Source organism: Variovorax sp. J22G73 (assembly GCF_030317035.1).
GTDB lineage: Bacteria > Pseudomonadota > Gammaproteobacteria > Burkholderiales > Burkholderiaceae_C > Variovorax.
In genome coordinates, this window is the sequence record NZ_JASZYK010000001.1 from 268,236 (window position 1) to 291,531 (window position 23,296).

Here is a 23,296-nt window from a genome sequence, read left to right on the forward strand (position 1 = left end):
TTGCGCATTTCAAAAAAAGCGGGAATCGCGCAGGACAGTTTTATGTGGCTGCTTTAAATGGTGGTGTTCTCGGTTAAATCATTTATGCGGTTCACCCTAATAATTTTATGTGCGACAGCATTGCTGTTTTTTATGCTCACGGGACTTCGCGGCACCATTTTTGAAGTGTCTTTGGCGCGACGTACTTTGGGAGGATTTCTCATGCTCCGAGAGCTATTTCTCTTGATAGTCTTGGGCGTCCTCATTTTTGAAGCCATTGGATATGAGAGTTTCGTTACTTTTTATATCACAAAGGAATCCTTAGAGGAGACGTCGATAGTCATTTTGGTTTGCTTAGGGTTGCTTATTGCGACAATTGCCTTCATGTCAAAGACTATATTTCGCCGGAAGTTGATGTGGAGTCGTTCTGATCGCCAGCACACGAGCACTTCAGATGCCGGACGCTCGCTGATTTTTGCATCAACGCTCATGCTGCTATTCTTAATAGTAGCGGGCCACGCCGCCGGGATGAAACCGGCATTTCTGCAGTCTATTAGCTCTGGAACAGATCTGATGCAGCTGCGGTTGGCAAATAAAAACGAAATCACTGGGCCGCCTCACATACTTGCCTACATTCGCTATCTGTTCCAGCTCACGGCATTGCTTGTAGGTCTCTACTCTGTGTCGATGTCGAGAGCGAGGGTCCTATTGACCATGGCTATTGTTGTTTATGCCGCAGCTCTTCCAGGTGATAAGGCGCCAATAATCCAAGTCCTAGTACTTTATTTTTTGGGAAGATTAAGAAATATTCGTTCTTCCCCTTATTTGATAATTCAGCGCGCCTTAATGCTAGGAGCTCTCAGTTTTTTTGCTATTTATTTCGTGACTCTTGTGCAATACCCTGAGATGCAGTTCTCCGAATTCATCAGATTCGTATTTGAACGCTTAGGGATAGGTCAAATTCAAGGCGTATACGAGCAATTTTCCGTCAAACTTCAAGATCCTGCATATGTTTTAAGCGAAATACCTCTTTCCGGGTTATTTGGTGAATCTAGGGCGTTCTCCAAAGATTTGATGGGTATTACGTATGGGTTTTATTTGGACTCAACCGAATTCGGCGTAATGAATTCATTTTTTATTGGAGAGGCATTTGCTATTGGAGGGTGGGTTTTAGTATGGCTGTCACCGGTATTTGTTGGATTTAATTTCTGCGTTATCGTATATATGACGGTCAGGGTGTTAAACGAAAAATTCAAACTGCCGGTCGCCGAAGCAAAATACGTCGCCGCACTATTTATTTCTGCATCTGTTACGTTCACGGGTGACCTGGGAGGGTTGCTTTTTGGAAAACGGGTCTTGGTAGTCGCTATTTTATTTTTTGCGCTCTATATTTTTTATAAAGCCGGAAAAATAAAATTTTGAGAAATCGCGACTGTTTTATGCGCTATCGCGCTTAGAGGGTTTTCAAGCAATGAAGATACTTACCGTTGTCGGCGCGCGACCACAGTTTATAAAAGCTGCGGTTGTTTCGCGCGAACTAAAAAGTTTCGTTGGAGATATCAATGAAGTCATAGTGCACACAGGCCAGCATTACGACGCAAATATGTCCGAAGTATTTTTTAAGGATCTTGATATCCCCATCCCCAATTACAATCTTGCAATTGGAGGGGGGACGCATGGCCAAAATACGGGACGTATGCTTGAGGCTATCGAAGGTGTAATTTCCAAAGAGCACCCACAGATTGTTTTGATTTATGGCGATACCGATAGCACTTTAGCCGGTGCGCTCGCCGCGGCAAAATTACATGTCCCTGTGGTACATGTAGAAGCTGGACTCCGCTCGTTTAACCGTGCAATGCCGGAAGAGGTAAACCGAGTCTTGACCGACCATATCTCGGAAATTCTCTTTGCGCCCACGATTATCGCAAAGATCAATCTCGAGCGAGAAGGAATCTCCAGCGCGAAAATTTCAGTGGTTGGAGATGTAATGCTTGACGCATCAAATTTTTATGCGGATAGAGCAGTGAAGCCAGTTTGGTTTGAGTCGCTTAATAATAAGTTTTCTGAATTTGTTCTCTGCACAATTCATCGTGCGGAAAATACAGATAAAGAGCAATATTTGCGGCAAATTCTCGATGGTTTGCATCGATGTGGGCATCATGTGATATTGCCGCTCCACCCACGTACGCGTTCCAAAATTCAAACTTACGGTATCAAGCTGCCGAACACTATTTTAGTGACAGAACCAGTTGGATATTTGGAGATGGTATGGCTGGAGGCTAACTGCATGGCAATTGCTACAGATTCAGGCGGAGTTCAGAAAGAAGCGTATTTTCATAGAAAGCCGTGTGTGACTTTGCGTTCCGAAACTGAGTGGACCGAGTTGGTTGATGTGGGGGCTAATGTCTTGGCTGGTGCCGATCCGGTATTGATTGCCAGTGCATTGCGAGCGGCCCAGTTTGACGTGAAAGAGCATGATGTCTTATATGGGGACGGGCGAGCAGGTAAAAAAATTGTTTCGTTAATTGCGAAGGCTTTTAAATGAGTGGTCGGGCTAAAGCGACAGAAATTTCGAACAATGGCCCGGGCAAGAACGGTCGAATATTTATCTTCACTCGGTCGGGTTGGGACGAGCAACCTCGATTGAGGCATCAGGTCGCTAAATTACTTGTTGAAGCCGGCGAGGAAGTACATTTCTTCCAGGGTTCGCGTTATCTCTGGCAGAAAGTTTCTTCGTCAGACGATATTAAGATTTCGAATAAATTTTATATTCATCGTTCTGCGCAACTGCTCCATTTGCAGTTGAGATTGACCTCGCTATTAGGTTGGATCAACGGAATTGTGGAAGCGAGATCTATAAAAAAGTCTATTTCGGGGGGGGTAAGATTGGATGATGTAGTTATTAATTTCAACTACGACTTCAGTTTCCTTCGAAAATTATTTGTAAAGAATAAAATCGTCACGATAATAAATGACGATTTCATCGCACAAGCAAAATTTTTCAAAGGCGGCCATGTTCGCGAAAGTTTAAAGAAAACGTGCGCAATTAGCAACGAGGTGCTTGCCGTTTCTTATCCGTTAATTGAGCAACTTAAGAACTGGTGCAAGCCAAAATTATTTCTTCCTTGGGCGGATGTACCTTACACAGCCCCAATGCCGCCATCTTCACCCAGGAATGCGGTGTTGTTGTGGGCATACATTGATGTAAGAATAGATTTCACACTACTATGTGAAGTTGCAAAATCCCTGCCGAATTCCGATTTCCATATATATGGAGATCATTTTTGGAGAATTGAGCCAGAAATTAAGAAAGCAATGGCTTTTCCAAACATTTTTTTTAAATCTTCGGCTCGCCTAGATAATATTGACTTGCGGGCTTATTACGCTGCGATAATACCCTACAAATCGGGGGTTGCCGATATAGAGGCTGTCACGCTTTCTAATAAGTCATTTCAACTCTTGGCGAGAGGGCTCCCGCTTGTCACGTCAGGCATGCCTAATTTTTTTAAACACCCCTCAATCCATAATACTTCCACTACCGAATCTTTTATTGACGCATTAAACCAATGTAGTGAAGAGTTTTCTGTTATTCAGCCGTCGATAGAAGAGTTTGTGCAAGAAAATCAGCCTTCGGCTCGCTATGAGCAACTAGTAAAAATATGGACGTCAATTTAGCTGAGTGTTCGTGGGTTTTTTAATTCATGAAAATTCTAATTCTTACCACAAAGTTCACTCACGTTGATGGATCGCCTTGGTTGATCAGTGAGTTGGCTGATGAACTTTGTGCCCAAGGGCATCAGGTAACTGTTTTGAATATTGATTGGGAAAAATCTTCGTCGGATTTGGGTAAGAAGATTTTGTTGTCGCCGGGGTTGAATTTAATTTCGATTGGGGCTTTTCAAATTTGCGGTGGCGCAATAGGCCGCTTGCTAAAGTGGTTGGTGTCATCACTACTTGCGATGCCTTTCCTTTTTAAAGAATTCATATCCGGTCGAAGATATGATTTGCTGATTGGATTATCTCCTTGTTCCGCACTTTGGGCGGCGTTGCCTTTTGCTGCTCTGATATCTCGTTTTAGATTTTTGATCTATTGGGATTTCTTTCCTGTTCACAATTTGGAAATTTTTTCAGCCGTTCCTGTTGCCGTTAAAAATATTGCTAAAGTCTTGGAGCGCTGGCTAATTGGCAGGTTTGGCCATGTGGGTCTAATGAGCGAGAGAGGGGTTGGATTTTTTAAAACTTATTTCAATTTTTTGCCACAGAAGTCTGGTGAGGCGCTTCCTTGTCCGTTAATTTTGCCAATATGGACTTCTGTGTTGTCTGTACAGCCATGCCGAGAGTCGATGCGGTCATTTTTTTCTTTTGAATCTGATCGGATCTTATTTGTTTTTGGAGGTCAAATCACTTACGGCAGGGGTGTTCGAGAGCTTTGCGAGGCTGCTGTTGCAGCCTATCAAATTGATAATAGGGTTGCCTTGATAATATGCGGCGGCGGGAGTATGTCTGGAGCGGTGGCTGAATATGCTTTAAAAAATCCAGAATGCATCAAATACCTTGGGAGCTTGCCTAGGGAGAAATATTTAAAGGTCTTGGCCGCGGCAAATGTGGGTGTGGTAGCGACCGTTCCAGGCGTAAGTGCCCCAGCCTATCCTTCAAAAAGTCTAGACTATATGGCATGTGGCATTCCAATAATGGCTGCAGTTGAGGATGCTACTGATTTTGGTGAAATCGTTGAGCGCAATGGATTTGGTGTTGCTTGCAGAGCTGGAGATACAGAATCGATGAAAAATTGCATTTTGTCGCTATCCGCTAATCTTGATGACCACCATTTAATGGGGTGCCGAGGAAAGAAATTCTTGGCTTTTCACCATTCCGTATTTCATGCTAGTTCGATCATTACTGGAGTTGTTCGTGATTAAAGATGGTGTTCTTTTGATTACTGGCGGGACTGGGTCATTCGGTAACGCGGTTTTAGAAAGATTTTTGCATTCGAACCTTTCAGATATCCGTATCTTTAGCCGAGACGAAAAAAAGCAGGATGACATGCGCAAGCGCTACAACCATCCCAAGCTAAAGTTCTACATAGGCGACGTACGCGACTCCCGCAGCGTCAGCACTGCAATGCGCGGCGTCGACTACGTATTTCACGCCGCCGCCTTAAAGCAGGTCCCCTCCTGCGAATTTCATCCTATGCAAGCCGTCCGCACCAATGTGCTCGGCACCGAAAACGTCTTGGAAGCCGCAATTGCCGCTGGCGTGAAGCGAGTGGTGTGCCTTAGCACTGACAAAGCCGTTTATCCCATCAACGCGATGGGCATCAGCAAAGCAATGATGGAAAAGGTCATGGTCGCGGCTAGCCGCAACCTGGAGAGCACGAACACCGTCATTTGCGGCACTCGCTATGGCAACGTTATGGCGTCGCGAGGTTCGGTGATTCCGCTGTTCGTCGAACAGGTGCTGGCCGGCAAGCCCATCACCGTGACCGATCCATCGATGACGCGCTTCATGATGACGCTTGAGGACGCAGTCGAACTGGTACTGCACGCCTTCGAACACGGCAACAACGGCGACATCTTTGTGCAGAAAGCACCAGCCGCGACGGTGCAGGTCTTGACGCAAGCAATCCTGCAAGTGATGGGCAAGCCCGACCACGAAGTGCGTGAGATCGGCACACGCCATGGAGAGAAGCTCTACGAGGCATTGTTGAGCCGCGAGGAGATGGCCTGCGCCGAAGACCAAGGCGACTACTACCGCGTGCCACCCGACGGCCGTGACCTGAACTACGCCAAGTTCGTGGAAGAGGGCGAGCAACGCATCACGCGCAGCACGCACGGCGAGGACTACAACTCGCACAACACCACCCGCCTTGACGTGGAAGGAATGAAGACGCTGCTGCTCAAGCTCGATTTCATGCAACGCATCGCGCGCGGCGAGACCGCCGAACTGCAGGACTAAAACCATGAAGGTGTTGATCACCGGTGCCAACGGTTTCGTGGGCAAGAACTTGCAACTGCACCTGGCCGAGCGCAAAGAAGTGCAGGTGGTCTGCTTCACCCGCGAACACAGCGCGGAGCAACTGCCCACCTTGTTGCAAGGCGTTGACCTCGTATTCCACCTCGCAGGCGTCAACCGGCCGCAAGACCCGCAAGAATTCACGACCGGCAACGCGGAGCTGACGCAGCGCCTGTGCGAGTCCGTGAGTGCCGCGGCCGCTTCGAGCGGCAAGAAGGTGCCCATCGTCTACACCTCGTCCACGCAGGCGGGCCGCGACAACCCTTACGGTCACAGCAAGCGCGGCGCCGAAGAGGCATTGCAGGCAATCGCGCGCAGCCACGGCATTCCGGTTCACGTCTTCCGGCTGCCCAACGTGTTCGGCAAGTGGTGCAAGCCCAACTACAACTCGGCGGTGGCGACCTTCTGCCACAACATCGCGCGCGACTTGCCCATTCAGGTCAACGACCCTGCTGCACTGGTCACGCTGGTGTACGTGGACGACGTGATCGAGCGCTTCCTCCAACTCATGGGCGGCGCCGATGCCGCGGTGGACACCGGCGGCTTCGCCGTCGTTGCGCCGCAGTACACCATTACGGTGGGCGAACTTGCCCGGCAGATCCAGTCCTTCAAGGACAGCCGCAACACGCTCATGACCGACCGTGTCGGCACGGGGCTGGTGCGCGCGCTTTACTCGACGTATGTGAGCTACCTGCCGCCCGAGTCATTCGCCTACCCGGTGCAGCAACATGGCGACGCGCGCGGCGTGTTCGTCGAGATGCTCAAGACGCCGGACGCAGGCCAGTTCTCGTTCTTCACCGCGCATCCTGGCATCACGCGAGGTGGTCATTACCACCACAGCAAGACAGAGAAGTTCCTTGTCATCAAGGGGCAGGCTCGCTTCAAGTTCCGGCACATGCAGACCGGCGAGACCCACGAGTTGGTCACGGCGGGCGACAAGTCTGAAATCGTCGAGACCGTGCCCGGCTGGACGCACGACATCACCAACATCGGCACCGAAGAAATGGTCGTCATGCTCTGGGCCAACGAGGTGTTCGACCGTGCGCGGCCCGACACCTTCGCTTGCCCGCTGTAGCCCATTGAATCTTTGATCTCTCCCATGAAAAAACTCAAGGTCATGACCGTGGTCGGCACGCGGCCCGAAATCATCCGGTTGTCGCGTGTGCTGGCCCGGCTCGACGAGCATTGCGATCACGTGCTGGTGCACACCGGCCAGAACTACGACTACGAGCTCAACCAGGTCTTCTTCGATGACCTGGGCGTGCGCAAGCCCGACCATTTTCTGAACAGCGCGGCCAACGCCAGCAGTGCGGCGCACACCATCGGCAACCTGATCATCGCGGTGGACCAGGTGCTGGGCGAGGTGCAGCCCGAGGCGATGCTGGTGCTGGGCGACACCAACAGCTGCCTCTCGGTGATTCCCGCCAAGCGCCGCAAGATTCCGATCTTTCACATGGAGGCGGGCAACCGTTGTTTCGACCAGCGCGTGCCCGAAGAGACCAATCGGCGCATCGTGGACCACACGGCGGATGTGAACCTGACCTACAGCACGATCGCCCGCGACTACCTTCTGCGCGAGGGGTTGCCGCCCGACCTGGTCATCAAGACCGGCAGCCCTATGTTCGAGGTGCTGACGCACTATCGTCCCCGCATCGAAGCGTCTGACGTGCTTCAGCGCTTGGGTTTGCAGTCGGAGCAGTACTTCGTTGTCAGCGCACACCGTGAAGAGAACATCGAGTTGCCGCAGTCCTTCGCCAAGCTGGTGGCTGTGTTGAATGCCGTGGCCGAAGACCACGGCATGCCGGTCATCGTCTCGACGCACCCGCGCACGCAAAAGCGCATCGATGCAACGGGCGCTCGCTTTCATCCGCAGGTGCGGCTGTTGAAGCCGCTGGGTTTTCATGACTACGTGAAGCTCCAACTCTCGGCGCGCGCCACGCTGTCCGACAGCGGCACGATCAACGAGGAGTCTTCGATCCTCAACTTTCCAGCGCTCAACCTGCGTGAGGCGCACGAGCGGCCCGAAGGCATGGAAGAGGCGGCCGTGATGATGGTGGGCCTGGAGGTAGACCGCGTGCGCCAGGGGCTGGCCATTCTGCAGAGCCAGCCGCGAGGAGATGCGCGCGGCCTGCGCCAGGTGGCGGACTACAGCATGCCCAACGTATCGGACAAGGTGCTGCGCATCGTCCACAGCTACACCGACTACGTGAATCGCGTGGTGTGGAAAAAGTACTGAGGCATGGCAACCCGCGTATTGCTGCTGACGCAATGGTTTGACCCTGAGCCCACCTTCAAGGGGATGGTGTTCGCACGCGAACTCGTGCGCCAAGGCTTCGAGGTCGAGGTGTTGACGGGCTTTCCCAATTACCCGGGTGGCAGGGTGTATCCCGGCTACCGCATCAAGCTGCTGCAGCGTGAGGTGGTCGACGGCGTGCAGGTGACCCGTGTGCCGCTGTATCCCAACCATGACCAATCGGCGATCAAGCGGGTGGTGAACTACGCCAGCTTTGCCGCGTCGTCATTGTTCTACGGCTTGTTCATCGCGCGGCGGCCCGATGTTGTCTACGCCTACCATCCACCGCTCACAGTCGGCATCACGGCCAGCCTGCTGCGCTTGCTGCGCCGCGTTCCGGTGGTCTACGACATCCAGGACATGTGGCCCGACACCTTACGCGCCACGGGCATGGTCAACAACGCGCGGGCCTTGGGCGTTGTGGCTGCCGTGTGCCAATGGGTGTACCGCCGCGTGGATCACATCGCGGTGCTCTCGCCGGGCTTCAAGCGCCTGCTGTCGCAGCGTGGCGTGCCCGATGCCAAGGTGGAAGTGATCTACAACTGGGCCGATGAAATGGCGCTGGCGTCGCCGCAAGGCCAGGCGCCGGCCAGCTTTCCGGGTCCGGAAAAATTCCGCATTCTCTTTGCGGGCAACATGGGCAAGGCCCAGGCTCTCGATGCGGTGCTCGACGCGGCAGCGCTTTTGCAGACCCGCGACTCGCGGGTGTGTTTGGTGCTGTTAGGTGGTGGCGTCGAAGTGCCCAGGCTCCAGCAGCGCGCGGCTGACTTGCAACTGCGCAACGTGGTGTTTCTTCCGCCGGTGCCCATGTCCGAGGTGGGCGCATTGCTGAACGCCGCTGATGCCTTGTTGGTCCATTTGCGCAAAGACCCGCTGTTCGAGATCACGATTCCCTCCAAGACACAGGCTTATATGGCTGTTGGAAAGCCGCTGCTGATGGCGGTCAATGGTGATGCGGCAGCACTGGTGGCTCAGTCGGGTGGAGGCGTCGTCGTCGAATCCGAAAATGCGGCCGCACTGGCCGATGCCGCTGAATCGCTCGGAACCATGTCGCCTGAGGCGCTTGCTGAAATGGGACGTCGGGCACAACGCTACTACCGGGAGCAATTGGCTTTGAAAGTCGGCGTCGCCAAATTCGGCGCAATCTTCACGCGGCTGGTCAGCGGAGCGAAATCGAAATGAAGCGTCTATTCGACATCGTGGTCGCCAGCTTCGCTTTGCTCCTTTTAGGGCTACCGCTGCTGTTCCTGACTTGGCAAGTACGCCGCAAGCTCGGCAGCCCCGCGTTCTTTCGTCAGACGCGCCCAGGCTTGAAGGGGCGGCCCTTCAACATGGTCAAGTTCCGCACGATGACGGACGCGCGCGGCGTCGATGGCCAGTTGTTGCCCGATGCTGATCGGTTGACCCCCTTCGGTCGTTTCCTGCGCGCCAGCAGCCTCGACGAGTTGCCCGAACTCTGGAACGTGCTCAAGGGAGACATGAGCCTGGTCGGCCCGCGCCCGTTGCTGATGGACTACCTGCCTCTGTACTCCCATGAGCAAGCGCGTCGCCACGAAGTGCGCCCGGGTATCACGGGTTGGGCGCAGATCAACGGGCGCAACGCGCTGAGCTGGGAAGAGAAGTTCAAGCTAGACGTCTGGTACGTGGACAACCGCTCGATGTGGCTTGACATCAAGATCCTTTGGCTCACTGTTCGCAAGGTGCTAGTGCGCGATGGCATCAGTGCGGCGGGTGAGGCGACGATGCCGCGATTCACCGGTTCGTTGACGGAGCCAAGGCAATGACGTTGCCGCTTTTTGCAGTGTTCGGCGCCAGTGGCTGCGGCCGCGGCATCATGCCGCTCGCTCGCGCGCACTTGGAGCACGAGGGCATTGCGGCGGCACGGCTGGTTTTCGTGGATGACCAGCCAGGTGCTGCGTTGGTCAACGGGCATCCGGTCTTGCGGTACGAGCAATTTCTGCAAACCCCGGCGAGCACACGGCACGTTGTCGTGGCCATCGCCAATAGCGCCGTACGCGAAAAGCTCGCCGACCGCTGCGCGTCCGATGGCGTGCAGCCGTGGACAGTAGCGGCTGCCAATGTGGTCGTCATGGACGACGTGGTGATCGGGCATGGCGCCGCGCTGAGCCCGTTCGTGACGCTCACCTCCAACATTCGCATCGGCAAGTGCTTCCATGCCAACCTGTACAGCTACGTCGAGCACGACTGCGTCATTGGCGACTTCGTCACTTTCGCTCCGGGCGTGAAGTGCAACGGAAATGTGGTCATCGAAAACCATGCTTACATCGGCGCCGGTGCCGTCATCAAGCAGGGCAGGCCGGGTCAGCCCCTTGTCATCGGCCGAGGCGCAGTGGTCGGCATGGGGGCTGTCGTCACTCGCAATGTGCCGGCTGGCGTCACGGTTGTCGGCAATCCCGCAAAACCACTTCTCAGAGGTTGATCTGTTGTGTTGAATACCGCTTTTTCCCCTTGGCCCAGCTTCACAGCCGAAGAGGCTGCTGCCGTGCAGCGCGTGCTGCTGTCCAACAAGGTCAACTACTGGACCGGTCAGGAATGCCGCGAGTTCGAAAAGGAATTCGCCGCGTGGACCGGCACGGCGCACGCCTTGGCGTTGGCCAACGGCACGCTGGCACTGGACGTGATCCTCAAGGGAATGAACATCGGCCCGGGTGACGAGATCATCGTCACGCCGCGCACTTTCATCGCCAGCGTGTCGTGTGTCGTGAACGCGGGCGCAACGCCAGTGTTCGCGGATGTCGATCTCCAAAGTGGCAACCTCTCGGCCGAGACTATTTCACGTGTGATCACGCCGCGTACCAAGGCTGTCATCTGCGTGCACCTGGGCGGCTGGCCTTGCGACATGGACCCGATCATGGCGTTGGCCGATGAGCACGGCTTCAAGGTGATCGAAGACTGCGCACAGGCGCATGGCGCGCGCTACAAGGGGCGCGCCGTCGGGTCCATCGGGCATGCGGGCGCATGGTCGTTCTGCCAGGACAAGATCATGACCACGGGCGGCGAGGGCGGCATGGTCACGACGAACGACGAGGCCCTGTGGCGCACCATGTGGCAGTACAAGGACCACGGCAAGAGTTACGAAGCCGTGTACGAGCGCAAGCATCCGCCGGGTTTCCGCTGGGTGCATGAGAGCTTCGGCACCAACTGGCGCATGCTCGAGATGCAGGCCGTTATCGGTCGCATCCAGCTGCAGCGCATGGCCGAGTGGACCGTGGTTCGCACGCGGTACGCAGAGGCTTTGTGGTCGGCCGCGCGTCCGCATGCCGCCGTGCGTGTGCCCGAGTTCTCGAGCCACACCGGACTCGACAGTGCTCACGCGCACTACAAATGCTATGTGTATGCGCAGCCCGAGAGGCTGGCACAGGGCTGGAGCCGTGATCGTATCGCTGAAGCCATCCAGGCGAACGGGGTGCCTTGCTATCAGGGCTCGTGCTCGGAGGTGTACCTGGAGCGGGCATTCGACGGCACGGGCTGGCGTCCATCCGAGCCGCTGCCAGTGGCACACGCGCTCGGTGAAACGAGCCTGATGTTCCTCGTTCATCCCACCTTGACGCTTGCAGAAGTCGACAAGAGCTGCACGGTCATCGCGCAGGTCCTGGCCGAGGCGTCGGCTTGAAACTGCTGGCGCAACTGTCGGCCATGGCAGCGCTCTGGCGCTGGCTGCTCTTCATCGCCATGCTCGTGCTGCTGGTGCTGTGCCTGGTCCCCGTGCCACCCCAGTTGCCGAGCACGGGGTGGGACAAGAGCAACCACGCGTTGGCATTTGCGGTGCTCGCCTTTTTGGGCAACCGGGCCTGGCCGGGGCGCACGGCAACGGTCCTGCTGGGCTTGCTGGCTTATGGCGGCCTGATCGAGGTCTTGCAATCGTTCACACCAGACAGATTCGCCGAATGGGGTGACTTGCTGGCGGATGGCATCGGCCTTGTGCTCGGTGAGGCAGTAGCCCAACTGTTGTGGCGGCATGTGCCTCGGCGGGCCTGAGACCAAATGCCACCGGTTGCCGGAGTGAGTTTGTGACAGCCAGCAACTAAAATGTGATGAGAAGAGGGAGTTTCTTTACTGTGATTAATCGTCTAACGCGGCCTGTGGCTGTCGCTGACCTGCTCGGGCGCTCTGAGCCATGAAGTCCGTATTGGTCGTATGCATCGGCAATATCTGCCGCAGCCCTATGGGGGAGGCACTGATTGCCGCAGCCATGCCGCACCTGAGGGTGTCGTCCGCCGGCATCGGCGCGCTCGTGGGGCAGCCCGCCGATGCGGTGGCGCGTGAGCTCATGGCCGAGCGCGGGCTCAACATCGAGTCGCACCGTGCGCGGCAGCTCACCAACCTGATGTGCCAGGAGGCCGACCTGATCCTGGCGATGGACGAAGAGCAGCGCCTGCACATCAATCAGCGCCACCCGCTCACGCGGGGCAAGTTGTTCCGTCTGGGCGAGGTCGCACGCGTGGACATTCCTGACCCTTACCGCATGGGCCGACCGGCCTTCGAGCAGGCCCTGCAACTCATCGATGCCGGCGCCGCTGCGTGGGTCGAACGCATCAAGAAGCTTTCATGAACGCCCTTGTTTCTCCATCTGCTACGTCGCCCTCTGTTGCGGGGGCCTTGCGCGACGATGACGACGATGCAATCAACCTGTCCGAGTACCTGGACATCTTGATCGACCGGAAGTGGCTGGTTGCGGGGGTTACTTGCATTGCTGTGGCGCTGGGTGTCGCTTATGCATTGCTGTCGACGCCGGTCTATCAGTCCAACTTGCTGGTGCAGGTCGAAGACTCAGCACCGGACGCAAAGAACTTTCTGGGTGACACGGCGAATCTGTTTGATGTGAAGACGCCGGCCTCGGGCGAAATTCAGATCATTCGGTCGCGCATGATCATGGGAGGCGCGGTGGAGGCAACACGCCTTTACATCGACGCCAAACCCCGTTATGTGCCTGTGATAGGCGAATGGCTTGCACGTCGCGCCAAGGGGTTGTCGGAGCCAGGTTTCCTGGGTATGAGCGGCTACGTTTCTGGCAAGGAAGCCGTCAACATCGCGAAGTTCGATGTGCCCTCGGTGTTCGAAGATCAAGCGCCTTTCACCATCACCGTGCAGCCTGGAGACCAGTACACGCTGACGCACCCCGACTTGGATGAGCCGCTCACCGGCACGATCGGCAAGGTGTTGAGCGAGCAGGTACCCGGCGGCAACATCGTGTTGATTGTTTCGCAGGTGCATGGCAAGCCTGGCGCGCAATTCATCGTCTCGCGCGCCTCTGTACTTGCTACGACCGAAGACCTGCAAAAGCGCGTACAGCTCAGCGAACAGGGTAAGCAATCGAACGTGATCAGTGCAACGCTCGAGGACAGTGACCGAGACCGTTTGCGGCGCACTCTCGACGAAATCGGCGCGCAGTATGTGCGCCAGAACGTCGAGCGCAAGGCGGCCGAAGCGGAAAAAACGCTCGAGTTTCTCGACAAGCAACTGCCGGAGTTCAAGAGGCAGCTTGAAAGTTCCGAAGACGTTTATGCGAGCTTCCGCAACAAGAACGGAACCATCTCTTTTGACGAAGAGGCGAAGGCTGTGCTGGGCCAGGCTGTTCAGTTGCAGACCAAGCTGCTTGAATCCGAGCAACTGCGCCGTGATCTGCTCTCGCGCTTCACCGAAAGCAACCCGAAGGTACGCGTGATCGACGGGCAGATCTCCGCCTTCCGTCACGAACTCGATGGCATCGACCGCCGCGTGAGTGCGATGCCTGTACTTCAGCGCGACGCGCTGCGGCTCGAGAGAGACGTTCGCGTCAACGGTGAGCTCTACAAGTCGCTGCTGAACAGCTCGTTGCAGCTGCGTCTCGTCAAAGAGGGCAAGGTCGGCAATGTGCGCTTGCTGGACAAGGCGACAGAGCCGAAGAGGCCGGTAAAGCCTCAGAAACCGCTGATTGTTGCGCTGTCGCTGGTGCTGGGTTTGCTGGCAGGCGTCGCTCTGGCCATCTTGCGCAGCAAGATGGCCAGCGGCATCCGCAACCCGCAAGAAATCGAAGACCGCCTCGGCCTGAACGTCTACTCTGTCGTTCCGCTGGCGCTGGAGCAGGACAGGATCCTGCAACGCATCGCAGGCGGTGCAGGCGGCGTCCAGGTGCTGGCCATTACCGAACCGGAAAGCCTCGCCATCGAAAGCCTGCGCAATTTGCGCATCTCCTTGCAGCTGACCTTGATGGAGTCGGGCAACAACCGCGTGCTGATCACCGGCGCTACGCCGGGCGTGGGCAAGAGCTTCGTGTCAGGCAACTTCGCGGTCATCATGGCGCAGGCCGGCAAGCGCGTGCTGTTGATCGACGCCGACTTGCGCAAGGGCCACATCCAGAAAGCCTTTGGCCTCCCGCGGCGTGGTGGTCTGGCTGACGTGCTCATCGGCGACATGCCGGCCGAGCAAGCCATCCACGGCGCAGTGGTCCCCAACCTCGACATCCTGACGACCGGCAACTACCCGGCCAACCCGGCCAACCTGATGTTGTCGGCGCGGCTCGGCGAGTTCCTGAATGCCATGTCCGAGCAATACGACCTGGTCGTCATCGACAGCCCGCCGGTGTTGGTTGCCGCCGATGCAGCGGCAGTTGCCGCGCACGCAGGCGCAATCCTGCTGGTCGCGCGGGACACGCTGACGCAGCTCGGGGAACTCAACGAGAGCGTGAAGCGGCTGGCGCACGCAGGCCGGCAGGTCAGCGGCGTGGTCTTCAACGGCATGGACCTCTCGCGTCGCCACTACGGAAGCTATGGATACAAGTACGGTGGCTACCGCTACACCGAATACAAGTACAAGGAAGCGACCTGATTTTTGGGGTGAGGGTGCAGGCTGCCAAGCAGCCTGCACAGGGTCGCCGAGACCACCAGCAAAACCGCGACGCGACGAAGGGCCGAGCATGTCTCGGCCTTTTCATTGGCCGGTGTAGCCGCCTCTAGAAATGCAGCGAACTCGCTCGCCTGAATGGCTGGGTGCAGGTCCCGGGTACCGCGCTGACAGCAAACCTTCAGATGTCAGCGCCAAGATTGCTCGCCATTTCAAGTACAAATTACACAAAAACTCACATATCTTGATGACGAATACCCAGAACCGGTAGTGTGCGTCAGCATTTGTTCACAGAAAATGCAGCTATGACACAAAGCGCAGGCTAGAGGAGAGGGGCAAGTGATGAATCGAATGGCGGCGCCGCTGCTCGCCCTACCGCGCCCTGCCAAGCGAATGCTGGCGTTGACGGTAGATGCTGCCTTTTGCCTGCTTTGCGTATGGCTCGCACTGAGTTTTCGTTACGAACAGTGGGTAACCCCTAAGGATGTGCATTGGTTTGCGGCCATCGCGGCCGTGGTCCTCGCGTTGCCTCTGTTCATCTTCTTTGGTCTGTACCGGGCCATCTTCCGTTACGCGGGAAGCGCCGCGCTCATGGCGATCGTGCGCGCCTGTGCCTTGTTCGGCCTGGCCTATGCGGTGATGTTCGCAGTGGTCGGTGTGAAGGGCGTGCCGCGCACGGTTGGCATCCTGGCCCCGCTGCTGCTGTTCCTCTCGGTCGCAGGCTGCCGCATGCTGGCCCGCTACTGGCTCGGCGGCCTCTACATGAGCGCCCTCGACCGCAAGGCGCTCCCTCAGGTCGTGATCTACGGCGCCGGCGGTGCCGGCCTGCAATTGGCAGCCGCATTGGCGCAGAGCCGCGAAATGATGGTCCGCGGTTTCGTCGACGACGCTGCCCACCTGCAGGGCAACACGCTCAACGGCCTGCGCATCTACTCGCCAGACTGGCTAGAGCACAACGCCGCCAAGCTCGGTATTACCGACGTGCTGCTGGCCATGCCCTCGGCAAGCCACCTGCGCCGCGTCGAGATCCTGAATCACCTCCTGCCGCTGCACCTGCACGTGCGCACCTTGCCCGCCATGGCCGACCTGGCCAACGGCAGGGTGCAGGTCAACGACCTGCTCGAGGTCGACATCGAAGACCTGCTGGGCCGCGACCCCGTGGCCCCCGTGGCCGACCTGCTGCACAAGCACATCCGCAACCAGGTGGTACTGGTGACCGGTGCGGGCGGCTCCATCGGCAGCGAGCTTTGCAGGCAGATCGTGCAGCTCGCGCCGACGACCCTGCTGCTGGCGGAAATCAGCGAGTACGCGCTCTACGCGATCCACCAAGAGCTCGAGGCACTGGCACCCGACGTTCGTGTCATCCCGCTGCTGGCCTCGGTGTGCGACGCCCGTCGGCTGCGCGAGATCATGCACGCATGGCGCCCCGACACGGTCTACCACGCGGCTGCCTACAAGCATGTGCCGCTGGTCGAGCACAACCCCGTCGAGGGCGTGCGCAACAACGCGGTCGGCACGCTCACCGCGGCGCGCGTGGCCATGGAGTGCAAGGTCCGGCGTTTCGTGCTCATCAGCACAGACAAGGCGGTCCGGCCCACCAACATCATGGGCGCCAGCAAGCGGCTCGCCGAGATGGCGCTGCAAGGCCTCGCACAGCAAAGCGCCGACACCTGCTTCTCGATGGTTCGTTTCGGCAACGTGCTGGGCTCCAGCGGCTCGGTGGTGCCGTTGTTTCGCCGGCAGATCGAGTCGGGCGGGCCCATCACGCTGACGCATGCGGACATCACCCGCTACTTCATGACCATTCCCGAGGCCGCCCAGCTGGTGATCCAGGCGGGCGCCATGGCGCAGGGCGGCGATGTGTTCGTGCTCGACATGGGCAACCCGGTGCGCATCATCGATCTGGCGCGCCGGCTGGTAGAACTCTCGGGGCGCACGGTGCGTGACGAGATCACGCCCGATGGCGACATCGAGCTGCAGATCACCGGCCTGCGCCCGGGCGAGAAGCTCTACGAAGAGCTGCTCATCGGCAACAACGCCATGCCCACCGTGCACCCGCGCGTGATGAAGGCCAACGAAGATTGCCCGCAGTGGGAAGAGCTCTGGCGCCAGTTCGGCGTGCTGGGCGCCGCGCTGGAAAGCAGCGACGTGCCGGCCCTGAAGCTGGTGCTGAAGCAGATGCTGGCTGGCTACCAGCCGCACATGGAAGTGGTCGACTGGGTGCACATGGAGCAGCACCGCGTGCGGCCCCTGGGCGCATCGCCCTTCGCTTCCGCGATCGCCGGGCCTCGCCCCGATGGCGCCGGCAAGCCCGCATCGCCGGTGGCGATCGCCATCTGATTCTCTTTTCTGCTCGCTAAGGGGTTGAAGCCTCGCGCCTGCTGGCGCCAGATTCGACAGTTACTGGCTGGGGCTTCGATGACCGAGATCAGAAACGCTTTTTGGCGATCGAGATCGCGCGCGAGGACTTCGTGTGGGTGCTTGGCTCACAGCTGTCCGAGCCATCCGGGCAGGGATGAGCGCGGAAGAGTGGACTCAACAGAAAATCCATCTCGCCCGTGCATATTTGGCTGGATCCACGATGCGACCAGCGAGGGGATTCTTCGGGCGCGGAAAACTTTGCCACCGCTGCAGTTCGCGCAGTGCCGCAGGTGCGAACTTGACCTGAAGTATGTATGCGCTGGGTCACTCGCGCAGCGTGAAGACCACCGAGAGGTAAGACACGGGTTCGTCCCCGATTGCCTCAATGCCGTGCAGCGCCGCGGCATCAAACAGCAGCGAGTCGCCAGGCGTGAGCGAGAGCGTCTTGTCGCAATAGCGGTAGGTCACTCGCCCCGTAAGCAAGTACAGGAACTTCAGACCGGGGTGTTGGAAGGTAACGTAAGGTTCGGCGCCCGGCAGCAACGTGACTAAGTAAGGTTCCACGAACAGGTTGCCCGAGAGGAGATGTCCTAGCAACTCGTAGTGATAGTGAGCCACGGCGCCCATGCGCTGCACGTGGATGCCGCGCCCGGCAGGTACATACGAAAAGTCGGTGCGGCTGGGCTGATCCCCAAAGAAGCGCGCGATCGGTACGTTCAGTCCGCCGGCGAGGCCGTCGAGTTTTTCGACCGATGGAGAAACCAGCCCATGCTCAATGCGCGAAAGCATGGAGCGCGAAATGCCAGAACGCTGGGCAAGTTCGCCGGCTGAGATACCCGCAGCCATGCGCAGGGCGCGTACCTGAGCGCCGATGCGCAAGGCCGAGGCACTCCGCGCTTCACGTGGAGGTTGCACGACACGTGTGTGCGTCACCGTTGGCAGTCGTAACGGACGCGCTGTCGGAAAGGGTGAGGCGACCTGTCGGTGTCTCATGCGAAGTGCTCGTTCGGGCGCATGACAGGGGCAACGCACCGCGGGAGGCGTTGAGTGAAGCGGCTGACGTTCCAGTTCGACATGGCTTGCTATGGCGTGCTGTTTAAGACATGCATGGCGAGATTATGTGTCGTTTAAGACGTTTCTTCCACAAGCACATTCGGCGAGCCTGCATGCACATGACATCAGGTACGCGAACCAAGAAGCCGACGGGCGGCGTGCGAGGCATGCTGCCGAACGCGGTGACCTTGGCCCTCGGTCAGAACCTCAGGCATTTCCGCGAGGAGGCGGGACTCACGCAGGTCGAACTCGCGTTTGATGCGGAGGTGGAGCGGTCGCGTATCTCCAAGATCGAGCGTGGGCACATCAACCCGTCGCTGCTGACGCTGGCCACGCTCTGTTACTGCCTCAAAATCACCTTGCCAACGCTTTTCGACGGCGTGAAGGACACTTTGGCGCCGTCGTGGAAGGGAGGGGCGCTGCGTCGTACGAACCAGGCCGTACTAGGCGTACCGCCGAATAGGGCGCGCGCTCATCGGTAGCGAACGCTGGACCTCACTTCAAAAGAGGCGAGGTCTTGTCATATGGCGAAGGCTTGTGCCGCTGTTAGTGCAGCATGCGTTTGCACCGCATGAGCTATCGCGCCGGCCCGAAATCCAGGATGTTGTCGCCCGCCTTGGGCTTGTTGTCGTCCGGCGGTGCGAAGTTGAACGCCCTCGGGTCGCGCGCGGTCGTCATCTCGTACAGCGGATTGATGCGGCCCAGCTTCGCTCCGCCGTCGCGCACCAGCGGCGCCCAGGTGAAGTTTGCCGAGAACTTGCTCGAGCGCGGCAGCAGCGCGTCGAACGGCACCGAGATGAAGATGCCCTTGTCGAAGCTGCCTTCGCCGAACTGCGCGGCCGACACATTGGTCTTGGTGGCGTAGGCGCCGATCGTCACGCCGTTGTCGAAAGTGCGGCTGATGTCGATGGACACGCCGCGGTCGCCCGCCAGGTACTGGCCCACGCTGATGCGCGCCTGCACGCCGTTCCAGCCGGTGTCCCAGTAGAGCGTGGCGTGGCCGGTGTTGACCTTGTAGTCGCGCAGCTTGAAGTCCTGCGCGAAGTCGCGTTGCTGCACGTGGTTGATGTCCACGCCCAGCGCGAACCTGCTGCGCCACGGCCGGTACAGCCATTCGGCGCCGAAGCCGGCGAACATCGGTTCGAGCGCGCCGCCGTACACGCTGTAGTACTGGTCTTCGTTCAGCCTGCCGACATGGGTCAGCTGAAACACCGGCATGGTCAGGCGCTTGGTCGTGACGTACTCGCGCTGGAAGGTGCGCACGCGCGGCAGGTTGCTGGGCGCGGTGTAGGTGAACTTGTCGAAGTTGTCGATCAGTCGCCAGTTGAGCGCGGCGTTGACCCAGGTGCTTTGCGTGATGCGGTATTCGGCCGTGGCGGCAACGCCGAGCTGGTAGAGCGCGAAGGCGTCCGGGCCGCCCAGGATCTGCGAGAAGCTGGGCGTCACCCCGAAGGTGAACTTCTCGGGGCGATGTTCCCAAGTGGACATCGTTGCTTCGGCGGGCTGCAGGGGGCTTGCCGTGTTGGCTGAGGCCGAGGCCGCGTTCCTCGACGCCATGTCGAGGAGCCGGTCTTCGCTGTTGTCCTGCGGCGGTGCGTAGTCGCGCTGGCTGACCGCGCGTCGCTCGGCGGGCGTTTGCGCCTGGTAGTGCGCGGCCACCCATTCGGCCCGCTCGACGACCTGCGCATGCATGGCCAGGCCGCGCTCGTTGTAATGCAGGATGAAGGTCTGGGCCGACGCCGGCGCATCGCGGTGCAGCACGGCAATGATCTGCTGCACGCGCGCTTCGCGGTAGACGGTGTTGCTCTCGGTGATCCACACGTGCAGGTTGCTGCCCTGCGGCGCGATGCGCTGCACGGTCCACTCGGTGCGCGACTGGATCTCTTCGGCGGTCGATGCCCAGCCGGGCGGGTTCACCGGTGCTGTCGGGATGAACTTGGGTTGCGGCGGGTCCGCAGCCTTGGGCGCGCTCAGCGACGCGACGTTGGTCGACAGCGTGATGCCGATCATGGCCCTGTTGCCACGCTCGAAGCCGGCGCTGAACGCGATGTTCTTCGAGTAGCGGTACTCCAGGCCGATGTTGAAGGGAGAGCGCTGCGGCAGGTTGTTGTTCTGCGGCTCGTGCTGGTAGTCGTTGCCTTCGTACTCGAGCTTGATGGTGAGCGGCTCCCAGGGCGTACGCCACGCCACGCCGCCGAACATGGCTGCGGGGCCGCGGAAGAACGAGCCGAAGCTGACTTCGCCGCCGTTGGCGGAACTGCCTGAACGGGTTCTGAAACGGTTGCTCAACGCGAGGAACGGATTGCGGATGTTGCCGCTGCTGCCCATGTAGCCCCAACCGATGCCGAGGCTGAAGTCGAAGTCGCCGTAGCGCTTGTTCGCCACGAGGTACTCGGACGAGTAAAGACCCGTACCGCCCAGATCCCGAAAGCCCAGCGCCATCTCGGGCACGTAGGCGGATTCGCTGAGCAGGCGCACCTTCAGGTCGATGCTCTTGTCCTTGTTGCTTTGCCCGGTGGTGCTGGCTGCGTAGACCTGGTTGCTGATCGACGTATATCGAAAACCGGCCTCTAGCCAATCGAGCGGCTGGAACATGAAGTTGAACCGCGAGTAGGGCGCAACGTTGGTGAGCGACGTGCGGAAATCGCCGGCCTGGCCCATGCGGGCGGACGGTGTCTGCAGCAAGCCGGTTTCGCCCCAGTCGTTGCCGCTGCTGCGGTAGGCTTGGTACTGCGGCACGGGCTCTGGGCGCACGGACACTGTGGTCGACGGTACTGCCGCGGGCGCAGGTGCTTGCGTTTCGAGCGGCAGGGACGCCACGACGGGCGCCGTGCTGGCCGCGGTGGCGGTGTCCGTGCCTTGCGGCGCCGGTCCCTGCGTCGCGAGGAACTTGGCGATGCCCTCGGAGGCGGCAACCAGGTCGGTCATGTCGCGTGGCGCTGCCCAGATCCACGCGCCGGGTGCGGGCTCGTCGGAGGGCTGGCTGTTCCACGGCGCCACGCCTACGCGGGCGGTGCGGCCGTCGGGCTGCGCGACCCATGCCCAGTCGTAGGAGCCCACGGGGCCGCATGCCGTCACATAGTCCCAGGCGGAACGTCCGGGCTCGTGCGCGACGTTGCAAAGCTCGCCGTTGGGGCGCACGACGGCAATGGTCTTCAGCGCGGGCGGCGGTGCGACCAGTTGCTGGCCGGCACTGAGGATGGGGTCTTCTTCCGGGTGGGCCTGCAGCCACCGTGGATCGACGACGCCGAGCGCGACGCGGCCAGTAACAGGCATGCCCTGCAGCCAGGTGATCAGCTTCAGGCGCTCGACCTGGTCGGCGCGGGGTGCCTGCCGGTTCGCCGCCTCGATGCGAACCAGCAGCGTGTTCTTGAGGAATTGCTGGGCCAGCCGCTCCTGCGGAACGCGCCATGCAAGGCCGGGTGCCGCGGTGCCCTCGGGTTGGCGCAGCAGCCAGGTGCTCAGGCGTTCGCCGGCGCGCACGTCGGCGTCGGTGGCCGGCGCGTTGCTTGTCGTCCTGGCCGCGGGCTGCGCCACGGCGCCCAGGCTGGCCGCCAACGCGCAGGCGACAGCCACCTGACGGGGCCAATGGGGGTTGCTGCGTGTGCGAAGCAGGGGGCTCATGTGCCAGCGCTCGCCGGTGCGCCGGCTGCTGGCGTGGGGGGCGCCCACCGTTCGAAGCTCATGCAGAGATCACTGGAAATACATTGCTCCGAATACACGACCTGGGGCGTGCCGGAAGCAGCCGAGACCGCGAAGCGCGCGGCCGGCAATGAAAGGTTTGCGGGGCGCGACACGCTGCGCTCTTCGTACCACTGCAGCGGGCCTGCGGCAGTTGCCGAGAGGGCGCTGTTCTTGGGCGGTGCGATGGGGGTGCGGACCACGTCGTCGCGAACGCCGAAACGGTAGCCCGGCATCAGGTCGCGCTCGCGTGAGTAGCTGGTCGACTTGGCCGCGTCGCCTTGCCATGAAGGCAGCGAAGAAAAGCGGACTTCGCGCCAGTCGACGCTGAGACCGGTGGTCCCTGCCAGATGGCCGTTCAATAGCTTGATGACTTCGCCGGCACTGCTGTACCAGACCTCGACCTGGCCGTCGGCGCGCTTGTCGACGTAGCCCAGCACCATGTAGATGGCGCGTCCGTTGACGGTCGTCTTCAGGTAGCGGAAGTCGGGATTGAACTTGGGCTCTGCAGCTTCGGGCACGCCGCCGCGATAGATCAGGCGGGCCGTGTCCAGCATGGCAGAAGATCCGGAGGAGCAACCGCCAACGCCCAAACAAAACGTTGCCCAAAGGCAACGTTTCAAGAATCGCGTGGCAGGGCCGACGCTCGGACTTTTCAGCGAATGCCCTCCCAGTGGGAGGGCATGCAGCATCAACGCGTGCCGGTGGTACCGGTGGTGCCGGTCGTGCCGGTGGTGCCGCCAGGGCCGATGCCGAAGCCGCCGCCGGAATTGCCACCGTTACTGCTGCCAGCCGCAACGCCAAGGGCCACGCCAGCTGCGATACCGGCGATGACGGTGGGGGTCAGCACGCCAGCTGCGGCGCCGGTGGCACCGGTTGCGCCAGCGGTGCCGGCTGCGGGTGCTTCGCTGGCCGGAGCCGCGTCGGCAGCAGGCGCTGCGGGAGCATTGGTTTGTGCGAACACGGAAGAAGTTGCCAGGGCGGCGACGGCCACGGCTGCGACGAGCTTTGAAATTGTCATGCTGATCCCTCGAATATTTCGATATGTACCCTGGTGAGGGTAACAGCATCGCA

The 23,296-nt window shown here is 59.1% G+C and carries 20 protein-coding genes; 16 read left to right on the plus strand and 4 right to left on the minus strand.

All coding sequences use genetic code 11. The annotated features are described in order from the left end of the window. The first annotated feature begins 57 nt into the window (after positions 1 to 57). From QTI51_RS01210 to QTI51_RS01280, 15 genes are all read left to right on the plus strand, one after another. Complete coding sequence (locus tag QTI51_RS01210) at positions 58 to 1,401, plus strand: hypothetical protein (protein ID WP_286513179.1); 1,344 nt, start codon at positions 58 to 60, stop codon at positions 1,399 to 1,401. Positions 1,402 to 1,450: 49 nt separating this feature from the next. Continuing rightward, positions 1,451 to 2,524, plus strand: coding sequence for a non-hydrolyzing UDP-N-acetylglucosamine 2-epimerase (wecB, locus tag QTI51_RS01215; protein ID WP_286513177.1), 1,074 nt, complete (start codon positions 1,451 to 1,453; stop codon positions 2,522 to 2,524). Continuing rightward, the gene (locus QTI51_RS01220) at positions 2,521 to 3,654 is read left to right on the plus strand and encodes a glycosyltransferase family protein (protein WP_286513174.1); all 1,134 of its coding nucleotides are present in this window, start codon (positions 2,521 to 2,523) and stop codon (positions 3,652 to 3,654) included. Before wecB (QTI51_RS01215) ends, QTI51_RS01220 begins: the two co-directional genes overlap by 4 nt. A 26-nt stretch (positions 3,655 to 3,680) precedes the next feature. Beyond that, on the plus strand, positions 3,681 to 4,898 hold the full coding sequence (locus QTI51_RS01225) for a glycosyltransferase family 4 protein (protein ID WP_286513171.1): 1,218 nt from the start codon (positions 3,681 to 3,683) through the stop codon (positions 4,896 to 4,898). Next, complete coding sequence (locus QTI51_RS01230) at positions 4,891 to 5,934, plus strand: polysaccharide biosynthesis protein (protein ID WP_286513168.1); 1,044 nt, start codon at positions 4,891 to 4,893, stop codon at positions 5,932 to 5,934. The genes QTI51_RS01225 and QTI51_RS01230 overlap by 8 nt, the downstream gene beginning before the upstream one ends. A gap of 4 nt (positions 5,935 to 5,938) precedes the next feature. Next, the gene (gene wbjC / locus QTI51_RS01235; RefSeq protein WP_286513166.1) at positions 5,939 to 7,066 is read left to right on the plus strand and encodes a UDP-2-acetamido-2,6-beta-L-arabino-hexul-4-ose reductase; all 1,128 of its coding nucleotides are present in this window, start codon (positions 5,939 to 5,941) and stop codon (positions 7,064 to 7,066) included. A gap of 24 nt (positions 7,067 to 7,090) precedes the next feature. After that, a complete protein-coding gene (gene wecB / locus QTI51_RS01240) occupies positions 7,091 to 8,227 on the plus strand; it encodes a non-hydrolyzing UDP-N-acetylglucosamine 2-epimerase (RefSeq protein ID WP_286513163.1) in 1,137 nt (378 codons plus the stop codon). 3 nt (positions 8,228 to 8,230) lie between these two features. After that, entirely contained in the window at positions 8,231 to 9,466 is a 1,236-nt protein-coding gene (locus QTI51_RS01245) for a glycosyltransferase family 4 protein (protein ID WP_286513160.1), read from the plus strand. Further along, the gene (locus tag QTI51_RS01250) at positions 9,463 to 10,068 is read left to right on the plus strand and encodes a sugar transferase (protein ID WP_286513158.1); all 606 of its coding nucleotides are present in this window, start codon (positions 9,463 to 9,465) and stop codon (positions 10,066 to 10,068) included. Before QTI51_RS01245 ends, QTI51_RS01250 begins: the two co-directional genes overlap by 4 nt. Continuing rightward, positions 10,065 to 10,724 carry an acetyltransferase gene (locus QTI51_RS01255; RefSeq protein ID WP_286513156.1) on the plus strand — a complete coding sequence of 220 codons (660 nt, stop codon included), beginning with the start codon at positions 10,065 to 10,067 and terminating at the stop codon, positions 10,722 to 10,724. Before QTI51_RS01250 ends, QTI51_RS01255 begins: the two co-directional genes overlap by 4 nt. A gap of 6 nt (positions 10,725 to 10,730) precedes the next feature. Continuing rightward, complete coding sequence (locus QTI51_RS01260) at positions 10,731 to 11,918, plus strand: DegT/DnrJ/EryC1/StrS family aminotransferase (RefSeq protein WP_286513154.1); 1,188 nt, start codon at positions 10,731 to 10,733, stop codon at positions 11,916 to 11,918. After that, positions 11,915 to 12,283, plus strand: coding sequence for a VanZ family protein (locus tag QTI51_RS01265; RefSeq protein ID WP_353506485.1), 369 nt, complete (start codon positions 11,915 to 11,917; stop codon positions 12,281 to 12,283). The genes QTI51_RS01260 and QTI51_RS01265 overlap by 4 nt, the downstream gene beginning before the upstream one ends. A 139-nt stretch (positions 12,284 to 12,422) precedes the next feature. Next, positions 12,423 to 12,857: a low molecular weight protein-tyrosine-phosphatase gene (locus QTI51_RS01270; protein ID WP_286513152.1), complete on the plus strand. Its 435-nt coding sequence runs from the start codon at positions 12,423 to 12,425 to the stop codon at positions 12,855 to 12,857. After that, positions 12,854 to 15,112, plus strand: a complete 2,259-nt coding sequence (locus tag QTI51_RS01275; protein ID WP_286513151.1) for a polysaccharide biosynthesis tyrosine autokinase — start codon at positions 12,854 to 12,856, stop codon at positions 15,110 to 15,112. Before QTI51_RS01270 ends, QTI51_RS01275 begins: the two co-directional genes overlap by 4 nt. 357 nt (positions 15,113 to 15,469) lie before the next feature. After that, positions 15,470 to 17,467 (plus strand): polysaccharide biosynthesis protein, encoded by a 1,998-nt coding sequence (locus QTI51_RS01280; protein WP_503011471.1) that lies wholly within the window; start codon positions 15,470 to 15,472, stop codon positions 17,465 to 17,467. A gap of 345 nt (positions 17,468 to 17,812) precedes the next feature. Here QTI51_RS01280 and QTI51_RS01285 read toward each other — a convergent pair whose 3' ends face one another. Further along, positions 17,813 to 18,361 (minus strand): helix-turn-helix domain-containing protein, encoded by a 549-nt coding sequence (locus tag QTI51_RS01285; RefSeq protein ID WP_286513747.1) that lies wholly within the window; start codon positions 18,359 to 18,361, stop codon positions 17,813 to 17,815. 293 nt (positions 18,362 to 18,654) lie between these two features. Here QTI51_RS01285 and QTI51_RS01290 point away from each other — a divergent pair, with 293 nt between their 5' ends. Further along, a complete protein-coding gene (locus QTI51_RS01290) occupies positions 18,655 to 19,023 on the plus strand; it encodes a helix-turn-helix domain-containing protein (protein ID WP_353506486.1) in 369 nt (122 codons plus the stop codon). 94 nt (positions 19,024 to 19,117) lie between these two features. Here the strand turns inward: QTI51_RS01290 and QTI51_RS01295 are convergent, their stop codons facing one another. The 3 genes from QTI51_RS01295 to QTI51_RS01305 form a co-directional block, all read right to left on the minus strand. Continuing rightward, on the minus strand, positions 19,118 to 22,213 hold the full coding sequence (locus tag QTI51_RS01295) for a YjbH domain-containing protein (RefSeq protein WP_286547587.1): 3,096 nt from the start codon (positions 22,211 to 22,213) through the stop codon (positions 19,118 to 19,120). After that, the gene (locus QTI51_RS01300) at positions 22,162 to 22,779 is read right to left on the minus strand and encodes a YjbF family lipoprotein (RefSeq protein ID WP_286513147.1); all 618 of its coding nucleotides are present in this window, start codon (positions 22,777 to 22,779) and stop codon (positions 22,162 to 22,164) included. Before QTI51_RS01300 ends, QTI51_RS01295 begins: the two co-directional genes overlap by 52 nt. A 134-nt stretch (positions 22,780 to 22,913) precedes the next feature. Then, complete coding sequence (locus QTI51_RS01305) at positions 22,914 to 23,243, minus strand: hypothetical protein (protein WP_286513145.1); 330 nt, start codon at positions 23,241 to 23,243, stop codon at positions 22,914 to 22,916. Between the last annotated feature and the right edge of the window lie 53 nt (positions 23,244 to 23,296).

Coding starts and splice junctions, on each gene's coding strand:
- QTI51_RS01250 (WP_286513158.1), top strand. CDS start 9,463: ATGAAGCGTCTATTCGACATCGTGGTCGCCAGCTTCGCTTTGCTCCTT.
- QTI51_RS01275 (WP_286513151.1), top strand. CDS start 12,854: ATGAACGCCCTTGTTTCTCCATCTGCTACGTCGCCCTCTGTTGCGGGG.
- wecB (WP_286513177.1), top strand. CDS start 1,451: ATGAAGATACTTACCGTTGTCGGCGCGCGACCACAGTTTATAAAAGCT.
- QTI51_RS01305 (WP_286513145.1), bottom strand. CDS start 23,243: ATGACAATTTCAAAGCTCGTCGCAGCCGTGGCCGTCGCCGCCCTGGCA.
- QTI51_RS01270 (WP_286513152.1), top strand. CDS start 12,423: ATGAAGTCCGTATTGGTCGTATGCATCGGCAATATCTGCCGCAGCCCT.
- wbjC (WP_286513166.1), top strand. CDS start 5,939: ATGAAGGTGTTGATCACCGGTGCCAACGGTTTCGTGGGCAAGAACTTG.
- wecB (WP_286513163.1), top strand. CDS start 7,091: ATGAAAAAACTCAAGGTCATGACCGTGGTCGGCACGCGGCCCGAAATC.
- QTI51_RS01220 (WP_286513174.1), top strand. CDS start 2,521: ATGAGTGGTCGGGCTAAAGCGACAGAAATTTCGAACAATGGCCCGGGC.
- QTI51_RS01280 (WP_503011471.1), top strand. CDS start 15,470: ATGAATCGAATGGCGGCGCCGCTGCTCGCCCTACCGCGCCCTGCCAAG.
- QTI51_RS01300 (WP_286513147.1), bottom strand. CDS start 22,779: ATGCTGGACACGGCCCGCCTGATCTATCGCGGCGGCGTGCCCGAAGCT.
- QTI51_RS01210 (WP_286513179.1), top strand. CDS start 58: ATGGTGGTGTTCTCGGTTAAATCATTTATGCGGTTCACCCTAATAATT.
- QTI51_RS01225 (WP_286513171.1), top strand. CDS start 3,681: ATGAAAATTCTAATTCTTACCACAAAGTTCACTCACGTTGATGGATCG.
- QTI51_RS01255 (WP_286513156.1), top strand. CDS start 10,065: ATGACGTTGCCGCTTTTTGCAGTGTTCGGCGCCAGTGGCTGCGGCCGC.
- QTI51_RS01290 (WP_353506486.1), top strand. CDS start 18,655: ATGCACATGACATCAGGTACGCGAACCAAGAAGCCGACGGGCGGCGTG.
- QTI51_RS01245 (WP_286513160.1), top strand. CDS start 8,231: ATGGCAACCCGCGTATTGCTGCTGACGCAATGGTTTGACCCTGAGCCC.